The organism is Methylobacterium sp. Leaf361, assembly GCF_001424445.1.
Classification (GTDB): Bacteria; Pseudomonadota; Alphaproteobacteria; order Rhizobiales; family Beijerinckiaceae; genus Methylobacterium.
Genome location: NZ_LMPY01000010.1, coordinates 72,482 through 93,141, shown reverse-complemented (window position 1 = coordinate 93,141; position 20,660 = coordinate 72,482). Strand labels below are relative to the sequence as shown.

The 20,660-nt window shown below is 64.4% G+C and carries 16 protein-coding genes; 11 read left to right on the top strand and 5 right to left on the bottom strand.

The features are described 5' to 3' along the window. Positions 1 to 637: 637 nt before the first annotated feature. The gene (locus ASG32_RS32320) at positions 638 to 1,390 is read right to left on the bottom strand and encodes a helix-turn-helix transcriptional regulator (RefSeq protein WP_082557805.1); all 753 of its coding nucleotides are present in this window, start codon (positions 1,388 to 1,390) and stop codon (positions 638 to 640) included. 338 nt (positions 1,391 to 1,728) lie between these two features. Between ASG32_RS32320 and ASG32_RS08995 the strand changes: the two genes are divergently transcribed. The 3 genes from ASG32_RS08995 to ASG32_RS08990 all read left to right on the top strand — a co-directional run bounded on the left by ASG32_RS08995 (position 1,729) and on the right by ASG32_RS08990 (position 4,668). Further along, on the top strand, positions 1,729 to 3,774 hold the full coding sequence (locus ASG32_RS08995; RefSeq protein WP_244491873.1) for a TonB-dependent siderophore receptor: 2,046 nt from the start codon (positions 1,729 to 1,731) through the stop codon (positions 3,772 to 3,774). 82 nt (positions 3,775 to 3,856) lie between these two features. Then, positions 3,857 to 4,258, top strand: a complete 402-nt coding sequence (locus ASG32_RS34970; protein ID WP_244491871.1) for a hypothetical protein — start codon at positions 3,857 to 3,859, stop codon at positions 4,256 to 4,258. A 59-nt stretch (positions 4,259 to 4,317) separates the two neighbouring features. After that, positions 4,318 to 4,668, top strand: a complete 351-nt coding sequence (locus ASG32_RS08990; RefSeq protein WP_244491870.1) for a hypothetical protein — start codon at positions 4,318 to 4,320, stop codon at positions 4,666 to 4,668. A 271-nt stretch (positions 4,669 to 4,939) separates the two neighbouring features. Here ASG32_RS08990 and ASG32_RS08985 read toward each other — a convergent pair whose 3' ends face one another. After that, entirely contained in the window at positions 4,940 to 5,644 is a 705-nt protein-coding gene (locus ASG32_RS08985) for an IclR family transcriptional regulator (protein WP_056524766.1), read from the bottom strand. A 174-nt stretch (positions 5,645 to 5,818) separates the two neighbouring features. Between ASG32_RS08985 and ASG32_RS08980 the strand changes: the two genes are divergently transcribed. The 8 genes from ASG32_RS08980 (at position 5,819) to ASG32_RS08945 (ending at position 16,139) form a co-directional block, all read left to right on the top strand. Next, positions 5,819 to 7,144: an MFS transporter gene (locus ASG32_RS08980; protein WP_056524763.1), complete on the top strand. Its 1,326-nt coding sequence runs from the start codon at positions 5,819 to 5,821 to the stop codon at positions 7,142 to 7,144. 5 nt (positions 7,145 to 7,149) lie between these two features. Continuing rightward, positions 7,150 to 10,203, top strand: coding sequence for an FAD-binding and (Fe-S)-binding domain-containing protein (locus ASG32_RS08975; protein WP_056524760.1), 3,054 nt, complete (start codon positions 7,150 to 7,152; stop codon positions 10,201 to 10,203). A gap of 17 nt (positions 10,204 to 10,220) precedes the next feature. Then, positions 10,221 to 11,129 (top strand): DUF1932 domain-containing protein, encoded by a 909-nt coding sequence (locus ASG32_RS08970; RefSeq protein ID WP_056524757.1) that lies wholly within the window; start codon positions 10,221 to 10,223, stop codon positions 11,127 to 11,129. A 36-nt stretch (positions 11,130 to 11,165) separates the two neighbouring features. Continuing rightward, positions 11,166 to 11,840 carry an RraA family protein gene (locus ASG32_RS08965; RefSeq protein WP_056524754.1) on the top strand — a complete coding sequence of 225 codons (675 nt, stop codon included), beginning with the start codon at positions 11,166 to 11,168 and terminating at the stop codon, positions 11,838 to 11,840. A 125-nt stretch (positions 11,841 to 11,965) separates the two neighbouring features. After that, entirely contained in the window at positions 11,966 to 13,240 is a 1,275-nt protein-coding gene (locus ASG32_RS08960) for an MFS transporter (RefSeq protein ID WP_244491869.1), read from the top strand. Between the two features lie 34 nt (positions 13,241 to 13,274). Further along, positions 13,275 to 14,195 (top strand): SMP-30/gluconolactonase/LRE family protein, encoded by a 921-nt coding sequence (locus ASG32_RS08955; RefSeq protein ID WP_056524748.1) that lies wholly within the window; start codon positions 13,275 to 13,277, stop codon positions 14,193 to 14,195. 13 nt (positions 14,196 to 14,208) lie between these two features. Beyond that, positions 14,209 to 15,147 carry an amidohydrolase family protein gene (locus ASG32_RS08950; protein ID WP_056524745.1) on the top strand — a complete coding sequence of 313 codons (939 nt, stop codon included), beginning with the start codon at positions 14,209 to 14,211 and terminating at the stop codon, positions 15,145 to 15,147. A 29-nt stretch (positions 15,148 to 15,176) separates the two neighbouring features. Beyond that, positions 15,177 to 16,139 (top strand): amidohydrolase family protein, encoded by a 963-nt coding sequence (locus ASG32_RS08945; RefSeq protein ID WP_056524742.1) that lies wholly within the window; start codon positions 15,177 to 15,179, stop codon positions 16,137 to 16,139. Between the two features lie 109 nt (positions 16,140 to 16,248). Here the strand turns inward: ASG32_RS08945 and ASG32_RS08940 are convergent, their stop codons facing one another. The 3 genes from ASG32_RS08940 to ASG32_RS08930 all read right to left on the bottom strand — a co-directional run bounded on the left by ASG32_RS08940 (position 16,249) and on the right by ASG32_RS08930 (position 20,403). Beyond that, positions 16,249 to 17,415: a beta-propeller fold lactonase family protein gene (locus ASG32_RS08940; protein ID WP_244491868.1), complete on the bottom strand. Its 1,167-nt coding sequence runs from the start codon at positions 17,413 to 17,415 to the stop codon at positions 16,249 to 16,251. 239 nt (positions 17,416 to 17,654) lie between these two features. After that, on the bottom strand, positions 17,655 to 18,902 hold the full coding sequence (locus tag ASG32_RS08935; RefSeq protein ID WP_082557809.1) for an alpha-hydroxy acid oxidase: 1,248 nt from the start codon (positions 18,900 to 18,902) through the stop codon (positions 17,655 to 17,657). A gap of 181 nt (positions 18,903 to 19,083) precedes the next feature. After that, on the bottom strand, positions 19,084 to 20,403 hold the full coding sequence (locus ASG32_RS08930; protein ID WP_056524739.1) for an MFS transporter: 1,320 nt from the start codon (positions 20,401 to 20,403) through the stop codon (positions 19,084 to 19,086). Positions 20,404 to 20,660 lie beyond the last annotated feature (257 nt).

Genomic DNA, 20,660 nt, shown 5'->3' with positions numbered 1-20,660 from the left:
TCGATGTCAACGATGCTTGGGTGAGCGTCGCGGCGTCATTGATCGTCGCACCACGCAGGCGCCCCCCGGGCCCCCGGGTACACCCTCGCAGCGATCTGTTAGCGCTTGCCAGACTCCTGGACAAAATTGCGCTCGTTGAAACGCTTCGGACAAATTGTCCGAGCCGTTGCATGCGTCCTCACGACCATCGTTGGCTGGTCCAATCTGGTACCTACACGCCGGAAAAGCGGACGGCCTCCTATCGACCCAACCTAGCCGCGCGGACAGCCACCGGCGTGTCTCGAAAGCGGCCATGCAATAGCCTCCCACTGCTCGGTCCAAAATGCCGGTTAGGTTAGACGGTCGGATGGTCCCCAAACGCCGCCCGGAGATCGCGCTCTTCCCGTTCGACACCGAGGGACGGTGGTACGCGGCCCCCTGATGGCTCGCGTTCCAGACCGCGGACGTCGAAGTCGTGCTCCAAGCGACGACCAACGTCATTGGCTCTCTCCGGGACACCACTCAGGCTATCGCCTGACCCGCTTCAAACTGGCGTCGGTGACGCCGACCGCACATCAAACCGTTCCGGGAATCCAGCTCACCAACCATTCTCATCTGAACACCGGCCTCGGTGGAGCTGACACCTATGTGGCAACGCTCATTTCCCGAACTTATATACCGAAGTGCCAGTCACTTCTCGGAACGAGTACGCGAACGTATTGATTGAGGCAAACCCCGCGTACGCCGCGGCCTCAGTGATGTCGGCTCCCGCCGCCAAACGTTCGATCGCCGTGAAGATACGAGCGCGTTGACGCCAAAGTTTGAAGGTCAGTCCGGTCTCATCTGGAAAAATTCGGCTGACGGTGCGTGGTGAAGTTGCGGCGGCTTCGGCCAACTGAGAAAGGTTGAGGCTGCACATTGGATCAGCCATTGCCAAATTTACTATTCGCCTGCCAAGATCACTGGCGGGCAAAGGAAGAAATATTGGCGAGTCCGTATATTCGATAAGCTCGTGGAGAATGAGCCGAACCATAAGATTGGCCTTTTCGGACTCTGGAGAAGTCCCGAAAAGGCCCCGTAGAAGCTCCCGCAGAATGGGAGTCATACGAACCGCGAAAGGTCTATTCGGCAAAGATCGCGGCGCCCAAGAGCGATATGCTTGAGCATCATAGAAGACCGACCAGCTTTCGGCATTCGAAACGACTTCCACACTGTGCGCAGCGTTCGTCGGGGCCCAGACAGCCAACTGCGGTGGAACGAGCCAACGTCCCATATCTGTCGTCACCTGAATGGTGCCCGACACAGTGAAGATGAGTTGCGCCTGCTCGTGAACGTGACGATCGTACACGTAACCGGCGGCAAACTTACCTTGAATTGTTCTAAATTCAAGGAATGTCGATTGGCGTTTCATATGAAGATATTGGCGACCCGTGAAAAAGGAACTGTGATACCTCGTCGATGCCCCCCGCGAAAGATGCAATTTGCATCTGCTCCACTGAGCTAAGGTGACCGAGGTCTGAGATGCACACGGTAGTGAGGCGAGAAACGTTCCATCCTCTGGCTGTATGTATCTCGCTGCGCGAATCACACAAACGTCTTCAATCACTGGAGGCGCACAGCCGCTGCGGCACGATGTATCTGCTAGCGGGCCTGTGCCTTACACTCATGGCCACTGAGGTATATGCCCAGAATATGGATCCACAACGGCGAACAGCGACAGCTCCTGGGTCGTCAGACACCGCTGTATCGTTGGAGCCACTGTCGGTCACCGGCCATCGCTCAACCGACGATCCGCGCGGACCGATTGATGGCTACGTCGCGCAACGATCAGCTACGGCGACGAAGACAGATACGCCCCTGAATGAAACTCCGCAGTCAATCACCGTAATCGGTCGCAAACAGCTCGACGACTTGCAGCCGCACACTGTGTCGGATGCCATCGCTTACGCCGCAGGCGTCTACAGTACGCCCGGCCCAGCAACGATCGGAGATTTTTTCAGCATTCGCGGGTTCGATGCGACTGGAACCGGGGTGTACAAGGACGAGCTTCAACTCGTCGGGTATAGTTTTTCTGGATTTCAGGCTGAAAATTTTGGCTTGGAACGCATCGATGTATTACGCGGTCCTGCCGCGGTTCTCTTTGGCCAGGGAGGTCCTGGGGGAATCATCAATCTGATCACAAAGCGACCGACCGAAGTGCCGTTCGGTCATGTCGAGACGGGCGGAGGATCGTTCGGACAGAAGTACGTTGCGTTCGACTTCGGAGGCCCGTCCACGACCGATAGTCATTGGCTCTACCGCATCACGGGAATAGGTCGGCAAGGCGGAACCCAAGTGGATGGAGTGGAAGACAATCGCGGATACATCGCGCCTGCAATCACTTACAAGCCCGACGGGGCAACGTCTTTCACCCTGCTTGCTAGTTTTCAATATGACGATACGGGTCGGCTGAGCCCGTTTCTTCCCTACTACGGAACGGTACGGCCGCAGGCATTGGGTCTCCGCATTCCCCGATCATTCAACATAGCGGACCCGAAACTCGACACTTTCAGACGGACACAATTCCATATTGGGTATGAGTTTGAACACGCGTTCAACGACACGTTCACGTTCCGCCAAAACCTTCGATACTCGCAGGTAGAGAGCCTGGATACTCTGTTGTTTTCGGGACAAGGTTATTCCGACGCACTCCAAACAATAATACCCCGCGCGCGGTACCGTTTGACGTCACAAGCGCGCGTATTCAATGTGGACAATCAGTTGACCGCTCGGTTTGACGACGGCCTATTTGGACACACCTTCTTGGTCGGATTGGATTACAAACGGTACCAACTGCACGACACTCAAGCGGGCAGCGGCCCTGTGGCTAGTTTCGACATCCTGGCACCGAATTACGGCGTCCCGGCCGCGCCAATCTTCCCCTACCTCTTGAACAGGGACGCCTTTCAGCAAATCGGCATCTACGCGCAAGATCAAATCACATTGACTGATGGGCTGAAACTTGTCGTCAGCGGACGGGGTGATTTCACGACGAATGACGTCGACGACAAATTAAGAAACACCAAGACTCACCAAGAAGCTAATATTGGTACACAGCGCTATGCTCTGATTTACAATTTCGACAGCGGTTTCGCACCGTACCTCAGCTACTCAACGTTTTTCAACCCGCAAGTTGGGACAAACATCGCAGGCACACCTTATAAACCGGTGACGGGCGATCAATACGAAGCCGGACTCAAGTATCAGCCTCCGGCGTCCAACCTGTCAGCCACTTTCGCACTGTTCGACCTCACGCAATCCAACACGTTGACGGCAGACCCGACAAATCCCTTCAATCAGCTTCAAATCGGCGAGACGCGATCGAAGGGTTTCGAGACCCAGATCGTCGCCAACATCAATAGAGAGCTGAGCCTAGTAGGATCATTTACCACCTTTGATATCGCCATCACTCGGGGCTCAATCGGGCAAATCGGAAAGACACCCGTCGCGACGCCGAGCACGCTCGCTTCGATTTTTGTAGACTATACGGTAGCGACCGGCGACTTGGCAGGGTTCGGTTTTGGGGCGGGGCTTCGATACGTAGGGCACTCTTATGCCGACGCGCTCAATACATTTAAAGTCCCGGAATATATCTTGTTCGACGCCGCCGTGCACTATGTCAGAGATGGATGGCGCTTCGCCTTGAACGTCTCGAATATCGCCGACAGACGCTATGTCGGTGCTTGCAGCGCCATTACTTCTTGCAACTATGGAGAAGTGCGCCGTTTCACCGCAAGCGTCGGATATCGTTGGTGACTGCCTTGGAGGCAAACGATCAGGCAGCAGAATACTAACAGCGGTGTGCCGCCGGTCGAAATCATTTGAGGAGAAAATAAGGATGAAGCATCCAGATGTAAGAACGGCAATTGCGTGGCTTGTCACAGCAGCAGGCGTTTCAATATTCATGGCAATCCAGATTTTTACATATTTGAACTCTCAACACGCTCCGGGCAATGTTACGCCTGCCATCGCGTTTAGTCCCGCTCAAATAACAATAATTTCGGCATATTACGGATGCTGGGTAATACCGCCGCTGCTTGCGTTGTCTACGGGCAACCGGGCGCGTTGGGGCACACTCATATTTGGCGGCCTTCTTGTGTTTCTGAATACGTTAGGCGGCGTCGTCGACGGTATCCGCGACGGGTACAATTTAATTATCATTGCGATCATTGCGATTACTATGCCCGGATTGATAGCGATGCTATTCTCGTGGCGCAATGTTCGATCTGTGTCTATCTGATACCCGAAGAAAGGACTTCTGAAATGACAATGAACTGTGAAAATTTCCCGATCGTATGGATGAGCTTCGCGGACGAGCCGGGACACGACCACGATGACGAATTAGCTGACTTCGAAGAATTGCTCTCTCGCGGAAGACATTTCGTTATATTGACCCAAGATCCACCTTCCAATGACCATGAACACAGCAAGGAGGAAAAGAAGCGTACGGCACTTTGGATGAAGAGGCATAAAATTCGCTTACGCATCTTGGTCTTAGCAATGATTGTAGTCGAAGAAAATACGCTAAAGCGTGCTGCAATTAAGTCGTTCGCCCCGGGATTTGGAGCTTTTTGGGGCTTCTCAATCATTGCGGCTACAAATCGCAATGAAGCTCTGTCGATTGCTTCTCGCTTATTGAGCGATAGCTGATATGCGCATTGGAGCGACTCGTCTCTGTTTCCTGGAAGAGGCGAATAGGTAGGCATAGAACGTCTGCTCTTGTTCAGTTTTGCGCGGGAGCAGACCGTCGCATATCCACCCTTCTCAGACGCTAAAGCAGGCGGCCTGAGACGGCTGATGCTGGCCGAAAGCCGAACGACCGCTCGCAGGTCTTTCGTACAAATAACCGGACATCAGTGGTGAGGTACGCGAAGGCGGCGGAGCACTCTTCGTGTTCCAGCTTCTTTAGCCACAAACCTCGCTAAAGCTGTGCACCGAGTTCTGACGACAAACGCTCACCGGCATCTCGCAGGTGCGGTTTGAGGGCTTGAGCCCGCTCGGCCGTCAGCCTCGATGACGGACCCGAGAGCGCGAGGGCGCCGATCAGGCGCCGCTCGGTCCCGAAGACCGGCATTGCAAGCGATGCGACATGGGGATCGGTGATGCCCGAAGTGTAGAGCGGGACCTCGACCGGGACTGTTTGCGACGCGCCCGTGTCGCCGAAGGTCCGTAGGACCCGGGCGATGGCCGACTCGTCCATCGGCCGCATGTCGCCGGGGCGGACGTTCATCCGCAGCGGGGACGGCGAGTCCGCCCGGAACAGGCAGAGGCGCTGGTTGCCCCGGCGGATGTAGAACGAGGCCGTCTCCAGGGATTCGGCCGCAAGCCGCTCCAAGACGGGGACGATCCGCTCCTCCAGCGCGAAGGATTGCTGGTAGACCGAGCCGATCCGCGCCGCCTCGACGCCGAGGCGGTAGCGCCCGTCATCCAGCCGCTCGATCAGGTCGAACTTCTCCAGCGAGATACAGAGCCGCATGATCGTGCTCTTCACGAGCGACGTGCGGCGGGCGAGTTCGGAGAGTTCCAGGGCGTCGTCGCCCCGTCGGAACGCCGTCAGCACCGTCAGCACCCGGTCGGCTGAAGCCACACCCTCGAGATTGGGCCGCGCACGCGCCTCCTTCGCCATCGCTTCGCACTCGTTCCGGTTTCGCTGTGTTCGGGACGCGCGATCCATAGCCATCAGCCCCCGGCTCACCAAGCCGTGACACCGCCTTGCCCACGGCATCGTTGACAGCACCGGCCGTTTGATTCATGTAAAACGAAACGCCATTTCAAAATTGGCGATTCGGGAGCAGACGTCATGGCGCAAGGGCAACAGGTCCCCGCTCCGGCCCGCCCGGTCGACGAGCGTAACCTCCATCGCAAGATGATGCGGCGGATCCTGCCGTTTCTGTTCGTGTGCTACGTGGTCAGCTATCTGGACCGCGTGAATGTCGGCTTCGCCGCGCTCACGATGAACGAGCACATCGGCCTCACCGCGACGTCCTTTGGCATCGGCGCGGGATTGTTCTTCCTCGGCTATTTCATCGCCGAGATCCCCAGCAACCTGATCATGATGCGCGTCGGCGCCCGGCTCTGGATCGCGCGGATCATGATCACCTGGGGCCTCGTCTCGGCGGCCACCGCCTTCGTGACCGGACCGATCCAGTTCGGCATCGCCCGGTTCCTCCTCGGCCTCGGCGAGGCCGGGTTCGTGCCCGGCGTCTTCCTCTATCTGAGCTTCTGGTTCCCCTCCGCGGTGCGGGCGCGGGCCACCTCCCTCTTCCTGCTCGGGATCCCGGTCGCCAACATCATCGGCTCGCCGATCTCCGGGGCGCTGGTGCAGATCGAGGGCTTCGGCCTCGCCGGATGGCAGTGGCTCCTCATCCTCGAAGCCCTGCCGGCGGTGATCCTCGGCATCGTCTGCCTCTTCGTTCTCACCGACCGGCCGGAGAAGGCGCAGTGGCTCACGCCCGCGGAGCGCGAGGTCCTCGTTGCCACCCTCGAACATGAGAAGGCCGTCATCGAGAAGAAGCATCCGATGACCCTGGCCCAGGCCCTCCGGAACTGGCGGGTGCTGTTGCTGGCGGCGATCAATTTCTGCGCGATCATCGGCTCCCTCGGAGTCGGCCTGTGGCTGCCGCAGATGATCAAGCAGCTCGGGCTCGCGAGCTCGGTGGTCGGGGTCGTCGCCGCCATTCCCTATATCTGCGGCGCGGTGGCGATGGTGGTGTGGGGCCGCGTCTCCGACCGGGGCAGCGACCGCACGATCTATCCGGCCCTCTCCCTGGCCCTCGGTGCCGTCGGCCTGACCGCGAGCACCCTGACCCCGACACCGGGCCTGACCATTGTGGCGCTCTGCGTCGCGGTGATGGGCATCAACTCCTACACGGCGACCTTCTGGGCCGTCCCCTCGGGCTTCCTTACCGGCCGCGCGGCGGCGGGCGGGATCGCGATGATCGTCTCGATCGGCAATCTCGGCGGCTTCGCCGGCCCGTACCTGATCGGCGTGATGCGCGAGCTGTCCGGGGGATTCACCGCGCCGCTGCTGGCGGTCGGAGGCATCCTGCTCCTGGGCGCCCTGATGATGCTGGCCCTGGGACGGCAGATCCGGCGGGAAACTATGCCCGTCGCGGTCGCGGCGTAACCGCCATGATCCCGCATCTCCCACCCGGGCCGAAGGCGCCGTCGCTCACCGCGTCCTTCGGCGCCGAGCTGCGCGCGCGGGGTTTCGCGGGCGACCTGAGTCTCAGCGAGGCCGATCGCACCGTGCTCGGCACGGACAACTCGATCTACCAGATCACGCCGCAGGCCATCGCCTTCCCGCGCGGTCTCGACGATCTCGTGCGCATCGCCACCCTGCTCGCGGAGGAGCGGTTCGCCGCGATGCGGATCGCACCCCGGGGCGGCGGGACCGGGACCAACGGCCAGTCCCTCACGGATGGGATCGTGGTCGACCTGTCGCGGCACATGAACCGGATCCTCGCGATCGATCCGGTGCGCCGGACGGCGCGGGTCGAGGCGGGGGTTGTGAAGGACCAGCTCAACGCGGCTTTGGCCGAGCATGGCCTGTTCTTCGCGCCCGAACTCTCGACCTCGAACCGCGCCACCATCGGCGGGATGATCTCGACGGATGCCTGCGGCCAGGGCTCCTGCCTTTACGGCAAGACCCGCGACCACGTCCTTGGCCTCACCACGGTGCTCGCCGACGGGACGGTCTGGCATTCCGAACCCCTCGACGCGGCCGGGCTGGAGGCCGCCCAAAGCCGGCCCGGTCTCGCGGGAGCCATCCATCGGGAGGTCGACAGGCTTCAGCGCGAGAATGCCGCGCTGATCGAGGCGGTGTTCCCGCCGCTGAACCGCTGCCTCACCGGCTACGACCTCGCCCATCTGCGCCGCACGGACGGATGCTTCGACCTCAACGCCGTGCTGTGCGGCTCAGAGGGGACGCTGGGCCTCCTCGCGGAGGCGACCCTCAACGTCCTGCCGCTGCCGAGCCACGCGGCGCTGGTGAACCTGCGCTACGACAGCTTCGACGCGGCCCTACGGGACGCGCGGACCCTCGCGGCCTTCGGCGCGGCCTCGGTCGAGACGGTCGATTCCAAGGTCCTGGGGCTCGCACAGGAAGACCCGATCTGGGAAGCCGTCGCCGCCTACTTCCCGGAGGATGCGGGCGAGCGGGCCCGCGGCGTCAATCTCATCGAGTTCGTTGGCGACGGTGCGGCGGCGGTCGAGGCGGCGCTCGCCCGTCTCACGGCAACCCTGGACGAAGCCGGAAGGACCAGCGGCCGGCGCGGCTACACGGTGGCCCGGGGCGAGGCGGAGGTCGGCCGCCTCTGGGCGATGCGCAAGAAGGCGGTCGGCCTGCTGGGCAACACCAAGGGCGACCGGCGGCCCATGGCCTTCGTGGAGGACACCGCCGTCCCGCCGGAACACCTCGCCGACTACATCGCCGAGTTCCGCGACACCCTCGACCGGCGCGGGCTCGATTACGGCATGTTCGGCCATGTCGATGCCGGTGTGCTCCATGTCCGCCCGGCCATCGACATGAAGGCGCCCGGCGCCGAGGCGCTGGTCCGCGCGGTGACCGAAGATGTCGTCGCCCTGACGCAGCGCTACGGCGGGCTGCTCTGGGGCGAGCACGGCAAGGGCGTGCGCTCCGAGTTCTCGCCCCGCTTCTTCGGCCCGCTCTACCCGGTGCTCCAAGCGGTGAAGGCCGCCTTCGACCCGCGCAACCAGTTCAACCCCGGCAAGATCGCCGCCCCGGAGGGTACCGCGCTCCTGACCGTCGACGGCGTGCCGACCAAGGGTCAGCGGGACCGGGCTATCCCCGCGCATGTCCGGGCCGGCTACGACGAGGCGCTCCACTGCAACGGCAACGGCGCCTGCTTCACCTGGGACCCGGACGAGGCGATGTGCCCGTCCTGGAAGGGGACCCGCGAGCGGCGGCACTCGCCCAAGGGCCGCGCCCAGCTCATGCGCGAGTGGCTGCGGCGGCTCGCCGTCGAAGGCAGCGACCCGCTCAGCGAGGCGGAGCGCCTGCGCGCCCGTCCGAATTGGCTCGCCTTCCCCGGCCGCCTCGCCGCGACCCTGCGGAGGCGGGACGACTTCTCCGACGAGGTCCACGAGGCGATGGCCGGTTGCCTCGCCTGCAAGTCCTGCACGGGGCAGTGCCCCATCAAGGTCGACGTGCCGACCTTCCGTGCGAAGTTCCTCGAACTCTATCACGGTCGCTACCTGCGGCCGCTGCGCCATCATGCGGTTGCCGCCCTGGAGGGCGCCGTGCCGCTGCTGGCGAGGGCGCCCCGGCTCGCGAATGCCGCGACGTCCCTCGGGCTGACCGGAATGATCGGGCTGGTCCACGTCCCGCAGCTATCGGGGCTGGTGCTGTCTCAGGAACTCGCCCGCCGCGGCGTGGCGCTGGCCGAGGCACGGACCCTGGCCCGCCTTCCGGAGGCTGAGCGGCTGACGAGCGTCGTCGTCGTGCAGGACGCCTTCACCAGCCACTACGACACACCGGTCCTCCTCGCCCTGCTCGACCTGCTGATCGGGCTCGGCCTGCGGCCCTGGCTCGCGCCGTACCGCCCGAACGGCAAGCCGCTGCACGTCCACGGCTTCCTCGGCCGGTTCGCGCGTCTGGCGGCATCCAACGCCGACGAGCTCGGCCGCCTCGCTGCCACAGGCGTCGACCTCATCGGTCTCGATCCGTCGATGACGCTCACCTATCGCTCCGAGTACCGGCAGGCCCTGCCGGGGCGGGACCTGCCGCGGGTCCACCTCGTCCAGGAATGGCTCGCCGGCCGGCTCGATGGCGTCCGCCCGACCGCCGCGGCCGAGCCGTACTGGTTGTTGCCCCACTGCACCGAGCGGGCGACAGCGCAGCCTGCACTCGCCGATTGGACCAGGGTCTTCGCCGCCCTGGGGTTGCGCCTGTCGGTGCTGCCCTCCGGCTGCTGCGGCATGGCCGGCACCTACGGCCACGAGGCCGAGCACCGGGCGATGTCGGAGCGGATCTACGGCCTTAGCTGGGCCGGGCACGTCGCCGGACAGGGCCGGTCCGGCCGCCTCCTCGCCGACGGCTATTCGTGCCGCTCGCAGGTGAAACTCGTCGACGGCCTGCGCCTGCCCCACCCCGTCGAGATTCTGCGCGATCGCCTCGCCGCCGACCCGCTCGCGGGCCGGCGGACCACCCCTTTCACCGCATAGACCTTCAGGAGCACACCATGGCAGATCGCACGCAATTCCGGCTTGGCCTCGTCGGCTACGGCGAGATCGGCAGCACGCTCGGCGCGGGCCTGCGCGGCGCCGGCCTCGAATCGATCGCCTGCTACGATAAGTACGCCTTCGACGGCCCCTACGCGGATCTCATCCAGGCGCGGGCGAAAGAGGCGGGCGTCACCCTCGTCCGCTCGAACGCGGAGCTCGCCGAGGCCGCCGACCTGATCGCCAGCGTCACCCCCGGCGCGTCCTCCCTGGAGAGCGCCGACGCCTTCGCCCCGGTGCTCACGACCCGCCACACCTTCCTCGACTTCGCCTCGGCCACGCCGAAGATCAAGCAGGGCGTCGCGAGCAAGCTCGAGGTGACCGGCGCGCTGCTGGGCGACTGCTCCATCGAAGGGACCCCGCTGCATGGCTATTCCATGCGGATGCTGTCGAGCGGCCCGGCCGGTGAGCGGGTCTGCGAGCTGCTGAACCCCTGGGGTATGCAGATCGCCTACACCGGCCCGGTGCTCGGCACCGCCTCGGGGATCAAGATCATCCGCTCGGTCCTGATCAAGGGGATCGAGGCGCTGACCGACGAGATGCTGCTCGCCGCCCATCAGTATGGGATCGACGAGATCGTCCTCGCCTCGGCCTCCAAGACCCTTGCCCGGCCGTGGATGGACACGGTCCAGAGCCTGACCCCGTCGGGGGTGATCCACGCCAAGCGCCGGGCCGAGGAGCTGGAGATGTCGGCCGACGCCGTCGCCGATGCCGGTGTCGAGCCGATCATGGCCCGGGCCATCGCCCAGCGCCTGCGCTGGAAGGCCAGCCTCGGCCTCAAGGATCACTTCAAGGGCGTCGTTCCTCGGACCTACCAGGAGGCCCTGGAGGCCATGGTGCTCAAGGCCGGCCTCGAGCCCGTCGCCTGACGCCCCACTCACCCCCGCACTGAAGGACAAGAACCCATGCCCATCGGTTTCAAGATCCACCCGCGCACCCGCACGGTCGAGCCCGCCACCATCGAGAAGTTCAAGGCGATCGCGGTCGCCAACATCAGCGACTCGATGAGCCGCATGAGCCACGGCGGCGCACGGATCCGGCCGCTCCATGCCGGGGGCGTGCTCAGCGGCGTCGCCCTGACCGTGCGGGTGCGCCCCGGCGACAACCTGATGATTCACGCAGCCCTCAACCGTGCGAAGCCCGGGGACGTGCTGGTCGTCGATGGCGACGGCGACCTGACCAACGCCCTGATGGGCGAACTCATGCTGTCCCACGCTCAGCAGATCGGGCTGGCGGGCGTCGTCCTGAACGGCGCGGTCCGCGATTACGGCTGGATCCGCCAGAACACGTTCCCGGTCTTCGCCGCCGGCGTCACCCATCGCGGCCCCTACAAGAACGGGCCGGGCGAAGTGAACGCCACCATCGCCATCGACGGCATGGTCATCCAGCCGGGCGACCTGATCGTCGGCGACGATGACGGCGTCGTCTGCGTGCCCTTCGACCAGACCGAGGCGATCTTCGCCGCCGCCGACAAGAAGCAGCAGGGCGAGGCCAAGACCATGGCGGCGATCGCGGCCGGCACCGTGGACCGCTCCTGGGTCGAGCGCGCCCTCGCGGAGGCCGGCTGCGAGGGGATCTGACCTCCAGGCCACAGGATCACGAGGCTCAAGCGCGACGAACGTCGGACGGGCCGCATCTCACAGTGATGGGAGGATGGAACGTGAGCGTCTTAGAACAAGACACGCACGCGCTTGAGAAAGCGACGATGCGTCGTGTGATCCTGCGGCTCGTGCCGTTCCTGATGCTCTGCTACTTCTTCGCCCTACTCGACCGGGTGAACGTCGGCTTCGCCGCCCTGCAGATGAACAAGGATCTCGGGTTGACCCCGGCCATGTTCGGCTTCGCGGCGAGCCTGTTCTTCGTCTCGTACTTCCTGGTCGAAGTCCCGAGCAACCTCGCCCTGCAGAAGGTCGGCGCACGACGCTGGATCGCCCGGATCATGATCACCTGGGGCTTGGTGACGGCGTGCATGGCCTTCGTGGTCGGGCCGTACTCGCTCTACGCGATGCGCTTCATCCTGGGCGCGGCGGAGGCCGGGTTCTTCCCCGGGGCGATCCTCTACCTGACCTACTGGCTGCCGAGCGAATACCGGGCGCGGATCCTGGCGACCTTCACCGTCTCGATCCCGCTTGCGACCTTCCTCGGCTCGCCCCTCTCGGTGTCGCTCCTCGAACTCGACGGTGCCCTCGGACTCAAGGGCTGGCAGTGGTTGTTCGTGCTGGAGGGCCTGCCCACCGTCTGCCTCGGCATCGCCTGCCTGTTCGTGCTGACCGACCGGCCCCGCGACGCCCGCTGGCTGAAGGACGACGAGCGCGCCTGGCTCGTCGGGCGGCTCGACGAAGAGGCGGCCCGCAAGAAGCCCATCGGCCACATCTCTCTGTGGCAGCTCGTGCGTAACAAATACTTCCTGACGATGGCCCTGGTCTGCTCCGGCGCCTCGGCGACGGGGAGCGTGCTCTCGGTCTGGCAGCCGCAGATGATCAAGTCCTTCGGGCTGACGAACCTGCAGACCGGCTTCGTCAACGCGATCCCCTACGGCATCGCCACGGTGCTGATGGTGCTCTGGGGCCGCCACTCCGACCGGCAGGGCGAGCGGCGCTGGCACACGGCGATCCCGCTGCTGCTTGCCGCCTTCGGCCTGTCGTACCTCAACTTCACCGGCAGCATCGCGACAGCCATCATGGCCGTGACCTTCGCCCTTGTCGGCGCCTACTCCTTCAAGGGGCCGTTCTGGGCGCTCTCCGCCGGGTGGCTCTCGCCGGGGACGCTGGCGGCCGGGCTCGCCGGCATCAACGCCATCGCCAATCTGATCGGCGGCGGCCTGATGGTGAACGTGGTCGGCCTCGTGAAGGACGCCACCGGCAGCTTCGCCCTCGGGATGCTCCCCGTCGCCGCGCTGGATGCCGCCGCCGCGATCAGCGTGCTCCTGATCAGCCGCGCCCATGCCCGCGAGGCACACGCGGCGGCGCAGCCTGCCTGAGCCACCTCCGACGCCCCGTAACCAAGGACATGCGATGTCGTTCTTCGCTCCCCCGCCGACCGTGACGGCCGAAGTCTTCACGCGCCTGCCCGACCGGTTCCGCCACGTCCGGCCGACCGCCTGGGCGAACGCCAACCGGGGTGGGCACGCCATCGACTCCTTCCTAGAGGGACCCGTCTTCGACCGCGCCGGGCGGCTCTACGTGACAGACATCCCCTTCGGCCGGATCTTCCGCATCGACGAGGCCGGCGAGTGGGAGCTCGTCGCTGAATACGACGGCTGGCCGAACGGCATGAAGATCCACCGGGACGGCCGGATCTTCATCACCTGCTACAAGCGCGGCCTGATGCTGCTTGATCCCGACACGGGGGCGGTGACGCCGTTCCTGGAGACGGCGGGCTCGGAGGGCTTTCGCGGGGTCAACGACCTGACCTTCGCCAGGAACGGCGACCTCTACTTCACCGACCAGGGCCAGACCGGGCTGCAGGATCCGACCGGCCGGGTCTACCGCCTGCGCCCCACCGGTGAGCTGACCTGCCTCGTGGACACCGTGCCGAGCCCGAACGGCATCGTCATCGACGACGCCATGGGGAGCCTGTTCGTAGCCGTGACCCGTGCCCAGCAGATCTGGCGCATCCCGCTGAACGGCAGCGGCCTCGTGGCCAAAGTCGGCGTGTTCGCGCAGCTGCACGGCGGCCTCGGCGGCCCGGACGGCATCGCGCTGGACGCCGAGGGCTGCCTGATCGTCGCCCACACGGGGTTCGGGTCGATTTGGCGTCTGTCGCCGGTCGCCGAGCCGCTGCTGCGGGTGAAGTCCCCCGCCGGGATCTCGACCACCAACGTCGCCTATGGCGGCCCGGACGGGGCGACCCTGTTCATCACCGAATCCCAGACCGGCAGCATCCTCACGGCGCGGATGCCGGCCGCCGGCCAGACCCTCTTCTCGCGCCACTGAACGGACCGGACGGATGCCCCCCTCGATAACCCGCCGCGCGCATCTCGCGGTCCTCATGGCCGGCGGCGCCCTCGCCGCCGGCCTGCGGCCGGCTGCGGCCCAGACCGTGCCGTGGTCCTCGGGCACGGATCGGCCGACCTTCATCGTGCCGCCGGGCGCCACGGACTGCCACCACCACATCTACGATGCGCGCTTCCCGGCCGCGCCCGGCGCGACCCTGCGGCCGCCGGATGCGAGCGTCGCCGATTACCGTCTCGTGATGCAGCGACTCGGCATCACCCGCCACGTCGTGGTGCAGCCCTCGACCTACGGGGTCGACAACGGCCTCCTCGTCCAATCCCTGACGGCGTTCGGGCCGACCGCCCGCGGCATCGCGATGCTCGACGCCTCGGTCACGCCCGAGGAGCTAAAGCGCCTGGACGGGGCCGGTATCCGCGGTGTGCGGTTCGGGACGCGCCTGCCGGGCGGTGCGCCGATCACCGACATGGTGCCGGTCGCCCGCAAGATCGCCGACCTCGGCTGGCACATCCAGCTGGTCTCCGACGGCGACAAGATCGTGGAGCTTGCCGACACCCTGAAGGGCATGCCGGTCCCGGTCGTGTTCGACCATATGGGCCACCTGCCCGAGCCCGCCGGGCCCGACCATCCGGGCTTCAAGGTGATCGCCGACCTGATCGAGACGCACGGCGCCTGGGTGAAGCTCACCGGCGCCTACATTCTCTCGAAGGTCGGGCCGCCGAGCTACGCTGACCGGGGCCGGCTGGCCCGCGCCTACGTGCAACGCGCCCCGGAGCGCCTCGTCTGGGGCAGCGACTGGCCGCATCCGACCTCCCCGGCCGACGCGAAGCCGGACGATGCCGTGCTCCTCAATCTCTTGGCGAACTGGGCCCCCGACGAGGCGGTGCGGAACCGGATCCTCGTTGCCAACCCAGCCAAGCTCTACGGCTTCTGATCCGAACCCGGACGAGAGGGACCACGCCCATGCACAGTCAAACCCGTTCCCGGCGCGCCCTCCTCAAGGACGGCGCCGCGCTTGCCATCACCATCGCCACCGGACTTCGTCACCGGACCGCACACGCCGCGGAAGCCGTTCCCTTCTCGTCGGGGACGGAAGCGCCGACGATCGCCGTTCCGCCGAAGGCCTGCGACTGCCATATCCACATCCTGTCGACCCGCTTTCCGGCCTCGCCGCACTGGAAGGGGCAGCCGGTGCTGGACAGCGACGTCGCCGCCTATCGCCAAGTGCAGGCCCGCCTCGGGACCAGCCGCGTGGTGGTGGTGACGCCCTCGACCTACGGCACCGATAACCGCGCGACCCTCGACGGCGTGGCGCAGTTCGGCCCCTCGGCCCGCGCGGTGGTCGTGGTCGATCTCGACATAACCGAGGCCGAGCTCCGGGCGATGGCGGCCCAGGGCGCGGTCGGCATCCGGGTGAACTTCGGCACGCCGCAATCCTGGGGGCCGACCACCGCGGAGCGTCTGGAGACGATGGCCCGCAAGGTCGCGCCGCTGGGATGGCACGTCCAGATCTACGCGACCGGCGACAAGATCGTGGAACTCGAACCCGTCCTGAACCGCCTGCCGACGCCCCTGGTCATCGATCACTTGGCGCGGCTTCCGCCCGACCAGGGCGTGAGCCATCCGGCCTACGGCGTCGTGCGCCGGCTGCTCGACGGCGGCCGGACGTGGATGAAGCTGTCGGGTGCCTACCTCAACACCGCGAGCGGGCCCCCCGCCTATGCCGACGCCACGGCGGTTGCGAAGTCTTTCGCGGCGGCGGCGCCGGAGCGTATGGTCTGGGGCAGCGACTGGCCACACCGGGGCGAAAAGCACCTGCCCGACGACGCTCAGCTGCTCGATCTTCTGGCCGCATGGATACCCGACGACCAGGCCCGGGCGCGGGTTCTGGTCGACAATCCGGCCAAGCTCTACGGCTTCGGCTAGGGGTGGGATCAGTTCAATGATGTGGACCCTTCCTACTGAGTATGGTCCACTCCACGCACGCGCTGGTCTGCCGACGACGTTGTTGCTCGAATACAAGCAATCCGAATTCTTACGGAAGATCGACGATCTCCACCCAGTTGGCCCCCTCACCACCAGGGTAACGGCCAACTTCCGAAAGATGCCCGTTTTCCCGATTGATACGGTAGACAAGGACATGATTCGATTTCTCGCCCGAGGCGACAAGAAATGTCCCCCGTGGATCAATTCGGATCCCCCGCGGCTGTGTGGCTGTCGAGATATTCTCGATGTATTGAAGTTTGCCGGCGGGCGTGTCGACCTCGAATAAGGCGAGCTTGCTGCTAGTTCGTTCTGTCGTGTAAATGAATCGGCCATCGGGCGTGATCTGGATATCGGCAGCCGACATCCTGCGCTTCGCCTCCGTTGGAGGCGCTTCGGCTCGCGCGGCCAGACGAGCCGCCGTGATGGGTCCCTGAACGACGCCCCGTTCCAGATTGGACTCGGGCGGCACCGATTCAACTGTGTCCAGCAGCGTCAAAGTTCCACGTGTCTGGTCGAGAGCGAACCGCGCGACCGTTCCTGCGAGTTCGTGGAGCACGTAAACGAATCGATCGTCCGGAGAGAAGATGAAGTGCCGCGGCCCTTCGCCGGGTATTGTTTTCACGACAGGCGGGGCGTTCGGCGACAATTGCCCGGTCGCAGCATCGAAGCGAAACTGGGCTATCTGATCACTTCCGAGATTGCTCGCGAAGACGAAGCGGTTGGTGCGGTCGGCCTGAATGGCGTGGGCATTGTTGCCGGTGGGCACGACCTGAATGGCTTCGCGGGTGACCCGGCCGTCTCTGTCGATGGGGCTCACCGCGACGCGGTTGCCGGCATATGAGGCCGTGAACAGAAAATGTCCGGCACGATCCGTCGAGACGTAGGGCATGCTTCCCGGCAAGGGCGCCTCAGCCTCCTTCGTCAGAGCGCCGGTCCGATCGTCTATGGCGTAGGTGACAACGCGCGTCGGCTCGGACCGGACGACCGCGTAGAGGTGATGCTTGTCCGGCGAAACCGCCATCGGCATCACGATCTTGGCGACCGTAGTCTTATCCTGCGGGTGCAAGTCACCGCTGACCGGATCCATCGAGAAGACGTCGATCGTCCCATCAACCGAATTCGAAACATACACCATCGTCTTGGCCGCAGCAGGCGTAACGACCAGAGGCGCAATCGCCAGGCCCGCGGAAAGCATATGCTTGTATCTCATGAACATTGTGTTCCTCCTATTGCGGATAATCGCTCCGGCCCCGTCACGCTCGACTGAGCTGCGTGTCAGATCGTCTTCAAGCCACACCGTAACTTGGGCCGGCTCTGCGCTTTCGATTTCAAACTCTTCGAACCGCAATCCTTCGGCGGCGCGCCCTCGAACAGGGCGGACCCGAGCCCGTTTTCCTCGCTTCCGGCCCCGCCCGCCGGAGGAGGGCCGCCGGACGAAGGAGGCGACGGGTGACCTCAATCAGCGGAGACCGGCAGATCGGCTCGCCACAGAAAGCTCTCGTTCAGATCGCTCAGGCTATCGATGCCAAGGAGCGCCATATCCCGGTGAATTTCCTCCTTCAGGAGGCTGATGGCCCGGTTGACACCCGCCCTGCCGAAGGCCGAGGCGGCGTATAGGAACGGCCGCCCGACGAACACGAAATCCGCCCCGAGAGTCAGGGCCTTCAGCACGTCGGTTCCCCTCACGATCCCGCCGTCGATCATGACCGCGGCCTGACCTTTCAACGCCGCGACCACGGACGGCAGGGCATCGAGGGGCGCCAGGGTTCCGTCGAGTTGGCGACCGCCGTGGTTGGAGATCACGATACCGTCTGCGCCGCAGGAGACGGCCTTCAGCGCATCGTCCGGGCGGATGACACCTTTGACCACGAGCTTCCCGGACCAGCGCGCGCGGATCCGTGCGAGATGGCTCCAATTCAGGTGGTCGCGCTTGCCGAAATCGCGCATCACGGATCGTGCGATGATCGGCGCGCCGCGCGTGGCGTAAGAGTTCTCGAAGTGCGGGATGCCGTGCTGGACGAGGGTGCGCAGGAACGTCCCGACCGTCCAGCGCGGGTGCGAGATCCCTTCCCAGGCCAGGCGGAGGCTTGGGCGAAGGGGCGTCGAGAACCCCGCACGAATATTGTTCTCCCGATTGGCGAGCGTCGCCGTGTCGACCGTGAGAACCAGCGTGCCGAAGCCGGCGGCTGCGACGCGATCGACGAGCGCGTCGATGCGATCAGGCTCTCCGGGAAGATACGCCTGGAACCATGCCGAGGGCGCGGCCGCTACGACATCCTCGAGCGGAATGAGCGAAGACCCACTCATGATCATCGGGATCTGTCCGGCTTCCGCAGCCTGCGCCAGAACGAGGTCGCCCCGGTACGCCATCAGGGCACTGATGCCCATCGGCGCGATCCCGAACGGTGCGGCGTAGTCGATACCGAGCAAGGACCTGCGCTGCTTTCTTCGCGACACGTCGGTCAGGATTCGCGGCCTGAACCCGTAGTGCCGGTACGATCGGCTGTTGTGCTCGAGAGATGCGTTGGTCTCGCTCGCGCCGGCGATGTACCCGAAGAGCGGTCGAGGTAGTCGTCGCTTGGCGTGCGCCTTGAAGTCGCCGAGGCAGAGAATGGTGGGTAGATCCCCCTGCGGGCTCAGCGCAGCAATCTTCGGCGTTTCGGACGGACGGGGATCGGCATGCCTGTCCAACCCTTCGCTCATTCGTCCCTCCATGTCTCAATCTCCGCCCAACTCGATCTTCGATGTTATTTCAATGCCCTCACATCAGTCATTTCCCCGGTCCTTTAGTTGGCTCGGCCGAGCTGAGGACAGCACGAACTCGTCTCACCGTGGTATTCCATCTCGCATGTGTCTGAGAGACCGTTGCAAAGGTCTCTGGACTTCACGCTGTCTGGGTCGAGCCATTGCGAATCAGTCGCGCGTGCCGTGTGCTCATGAGCAGAACCGCGACTGCAGCCGCTGCGTCGAGGAGTGCAACCGGAAGGAGGCCAAGGGCAAAGCTGCCTGTCGCGCTCCGGATCAGGCCCACGACGTTGACCATCACACCGCCTCCGACGAGGTTGGCGATGGCGTTGATGCCGGCGAGACCGGCCGCAAGCGTTCCACCCGATAGCCATGAGGATGAAAGAGCCCAAAACGGCCCTTTGAACGCGTAGGCACCCACCAGCGCGCAACTGACCGCCACGACCGTCATGGGTAGCCCGGCTAAGCCATTGAGAGCGGCCAGTCCCGAACTGGCCAGGAACAGAGGGACCGCCGTATGCCAGCGCCGCTCGCCGCGGCGGTCCGAGCGGCGTCCCCAGAAGATCATGAGGACGGTCGCGATGCCGTAAGGAATCGCGTTCACGAAGCCGGTCTCAAGATTGGTGAGGCCGAATGATTTGAGGATTTGAGGTTGCCAGACCGACAGCACGCTGCCCGTGGCCGAGGCGCCCGAGCAGACCAGCGCCATCGTCAGGAAGTATTTGTTGGTCGCGAGCTGACAAAGGGTCAGGTGGCCTATCGGCCTCTTCGACGACGCCTCCTCAGCCATCCGGCCGGTAAGCCACGCCCGCTGGTCGTCGTCGAGCCAGCGGGCTTGATGCGGCCGGTCGGTCAGAAGAACGAAGCAGACGAGACCGAGCAGGATCGTCGGTAGCCCTTCGAGGATGAAAAGCCACTGCCAGCCACGCAAGCCGAGCAATCCGTCGAGTTCAAGCAACGAGACCGACAGCGGCGAGCCGAGGAAGGTGGCGAGCGGGATTGAAACCGTAAAAGTTGCCAGTATTCGCGCTCGATACTGCGTTGGCAGCCAGCAAGTCAGGTAAAAGATCGCGCCGGGAAAGAATCCGGCTTCGGCAGCGCCTAGGATGAAGCGCATCATGTATAGGGAATGGGGTCCCGTCACGAAGGCCATGCCGATGGTGACGAGACCCCATGTGATCATGATCCGCGAGATCCAGCGTCGTGCGCCGACTTTCTGGAGCGCGAGGTTGCTCGGCACCTCGACCAAGAAGTAGGACACGAAGAACAGGCTTGCCGCGAAGCCGAACATCGTGGGGGTCAGCCCCAGGTCCTTGTTCATCTGCAGGGCAGCGAAGCCCACGTTCACTCGATCGAGCAGGGCGAAGAAGTAGCAGAGCATCAGGAACGGCACGAGGCGCAGGATGACCCGGCGCATGGTCGTTCGCTCGAGACGGCGATCGTCCATCGTTAACGCCATGCGCGATCCTCCCTGTGATCCGACGGCTGCAAGCGATGGCTGGCGGTGGGCATCACGCGACCCGTCACCAATGCCACACGCGCTTTCGCGCCGAGCGCGTCGATGTTAGCGATTTTGAAATCGCAGTTTCATTTTTGATAGATGATCAAAGCCGTGAGGGCAAGGGTCCAACCTGTCGGGCGAGCTGCAGTCGCTTGGAGTGACGAAGCACCAGGCTCGGCGATCCGCCGGATCACGCATACGTCCGATGCGCGTGG

What these genes read in the sequence shown, in the direction of transcription:
- ASG32_RS32320 (WP_082557805.1), bottom strand. Translation starts at nt 1,390, where the DNA reads ATGAAACGCCAATCGACATTCCTTGAATTTAGAACAATTCAAGGTAAG.
- ASG32_RS34970 (WP_244491871.1), top strand. Translation starts at nt 3,857, where the DNA reads ATGAAGCATCCAGATGTAAGAACGGCAATTGCGTGGCTTGTCACAGCA.
- ASG32_RS08990 (WP_244491870.1), top strand. Translation starts at nt 4,318, where the DNA reads ATGAGCTTCGCGGACGAGCCGGGACACGACCACGATGACGAATTAGCT.
- ASG32_RS08985 (WP_056524766.1), bottom strand. Translation starts at nt 5,644, where the DNA reads ATGGCGAAGGAGGCGCGTGCGCGGCCCAATCTCGAGGGTGTGGCTTCA.
- ASG32_RS08980 (WP_056524763.1), top strand. Translation starts at nt 5,819, where the DNA reads ATGGCGCAAGGGCAACAGGTCCCCGCTCCGGCCCGCCCGGTCGACGAG.
- ASG32_RS08975 (WP_056524760.1), top strand. Translation starts at nt 7,150, where the DNA reads ATGATCCCGCATCTCCCACCCGGGCCGAAGGCGCCGTCGCTCACCGCG.
- ASG32_RS08970 (WP_056524757.1), top strand. Translation starts at nt 10,221, where the DNA reads ATGGCAGATCGCACGCAATTCCGGCTTGGCCTCGTCGGCTACGGCGAG.
- ASG32_RS08965 (WP_056524754.1), top strand. Translation starts at nt 11,166, where the DNA reads ATGCCCATCGGTTTCAAGATCCACCCGCGCACCCGCACGGTCGAGCCC.
- ASG32_RS08960 (WP_244491869.1), top strand. Translation starts at nt 11,966, where the DNA reads ATGCGTCGTGTGATCCTGCGGCTCGTGCCGTTCCTGATGCTCTGCTAC.
- ASG32_RS08955 (WP_056524748.1), top strand. Translation starts at nt 13,275, where the DNA reads ATGTCGTTCTTCGCTCCCCCGCCGACCGTGACGGCCGAAGTCTTCACG.
- ASG32_RS08950 (WP_056524745.1), top strand. Translation starts at nt 14,209, where the DNA reads ATGCCCCCCTCGATAACCCGCCGCGCGCATCTCGCGGTCCTCATGGCC.
- ASG32_RS08945 (WP_056524742.1), top strand. Translation starts at nt 15,177, where the DNA reads ATGCACAGTCAAACCCGTTCCCGGCGCGCCCTCCTCAAGGACGGCGCC.
- ASG32_RS08940 (WP_244491868.1), bottom strand. Translation starts at nt 17,415, where the DNA reads ATGTTCATGAGATACAAGCATATGCTTTCCGCGGGCCTGGCGATTGCG.
- ASG32_RS08935 (WP_082557809.1), bottom strand. Translation starts at nt 18,902, where the DNA reads ATGAGCGAAGGGTTGGACAGGCATGCCGATCCCCGTCCGTCCGAAACG.
- ASG32_RS08930 (WP_056524739.1), bottom strand. Translation starts at nt 20,403, where the DNA reads ATGGCGTTAACGATGGACGATCGCCGTCTCGAGCGAACGACCATGCGC.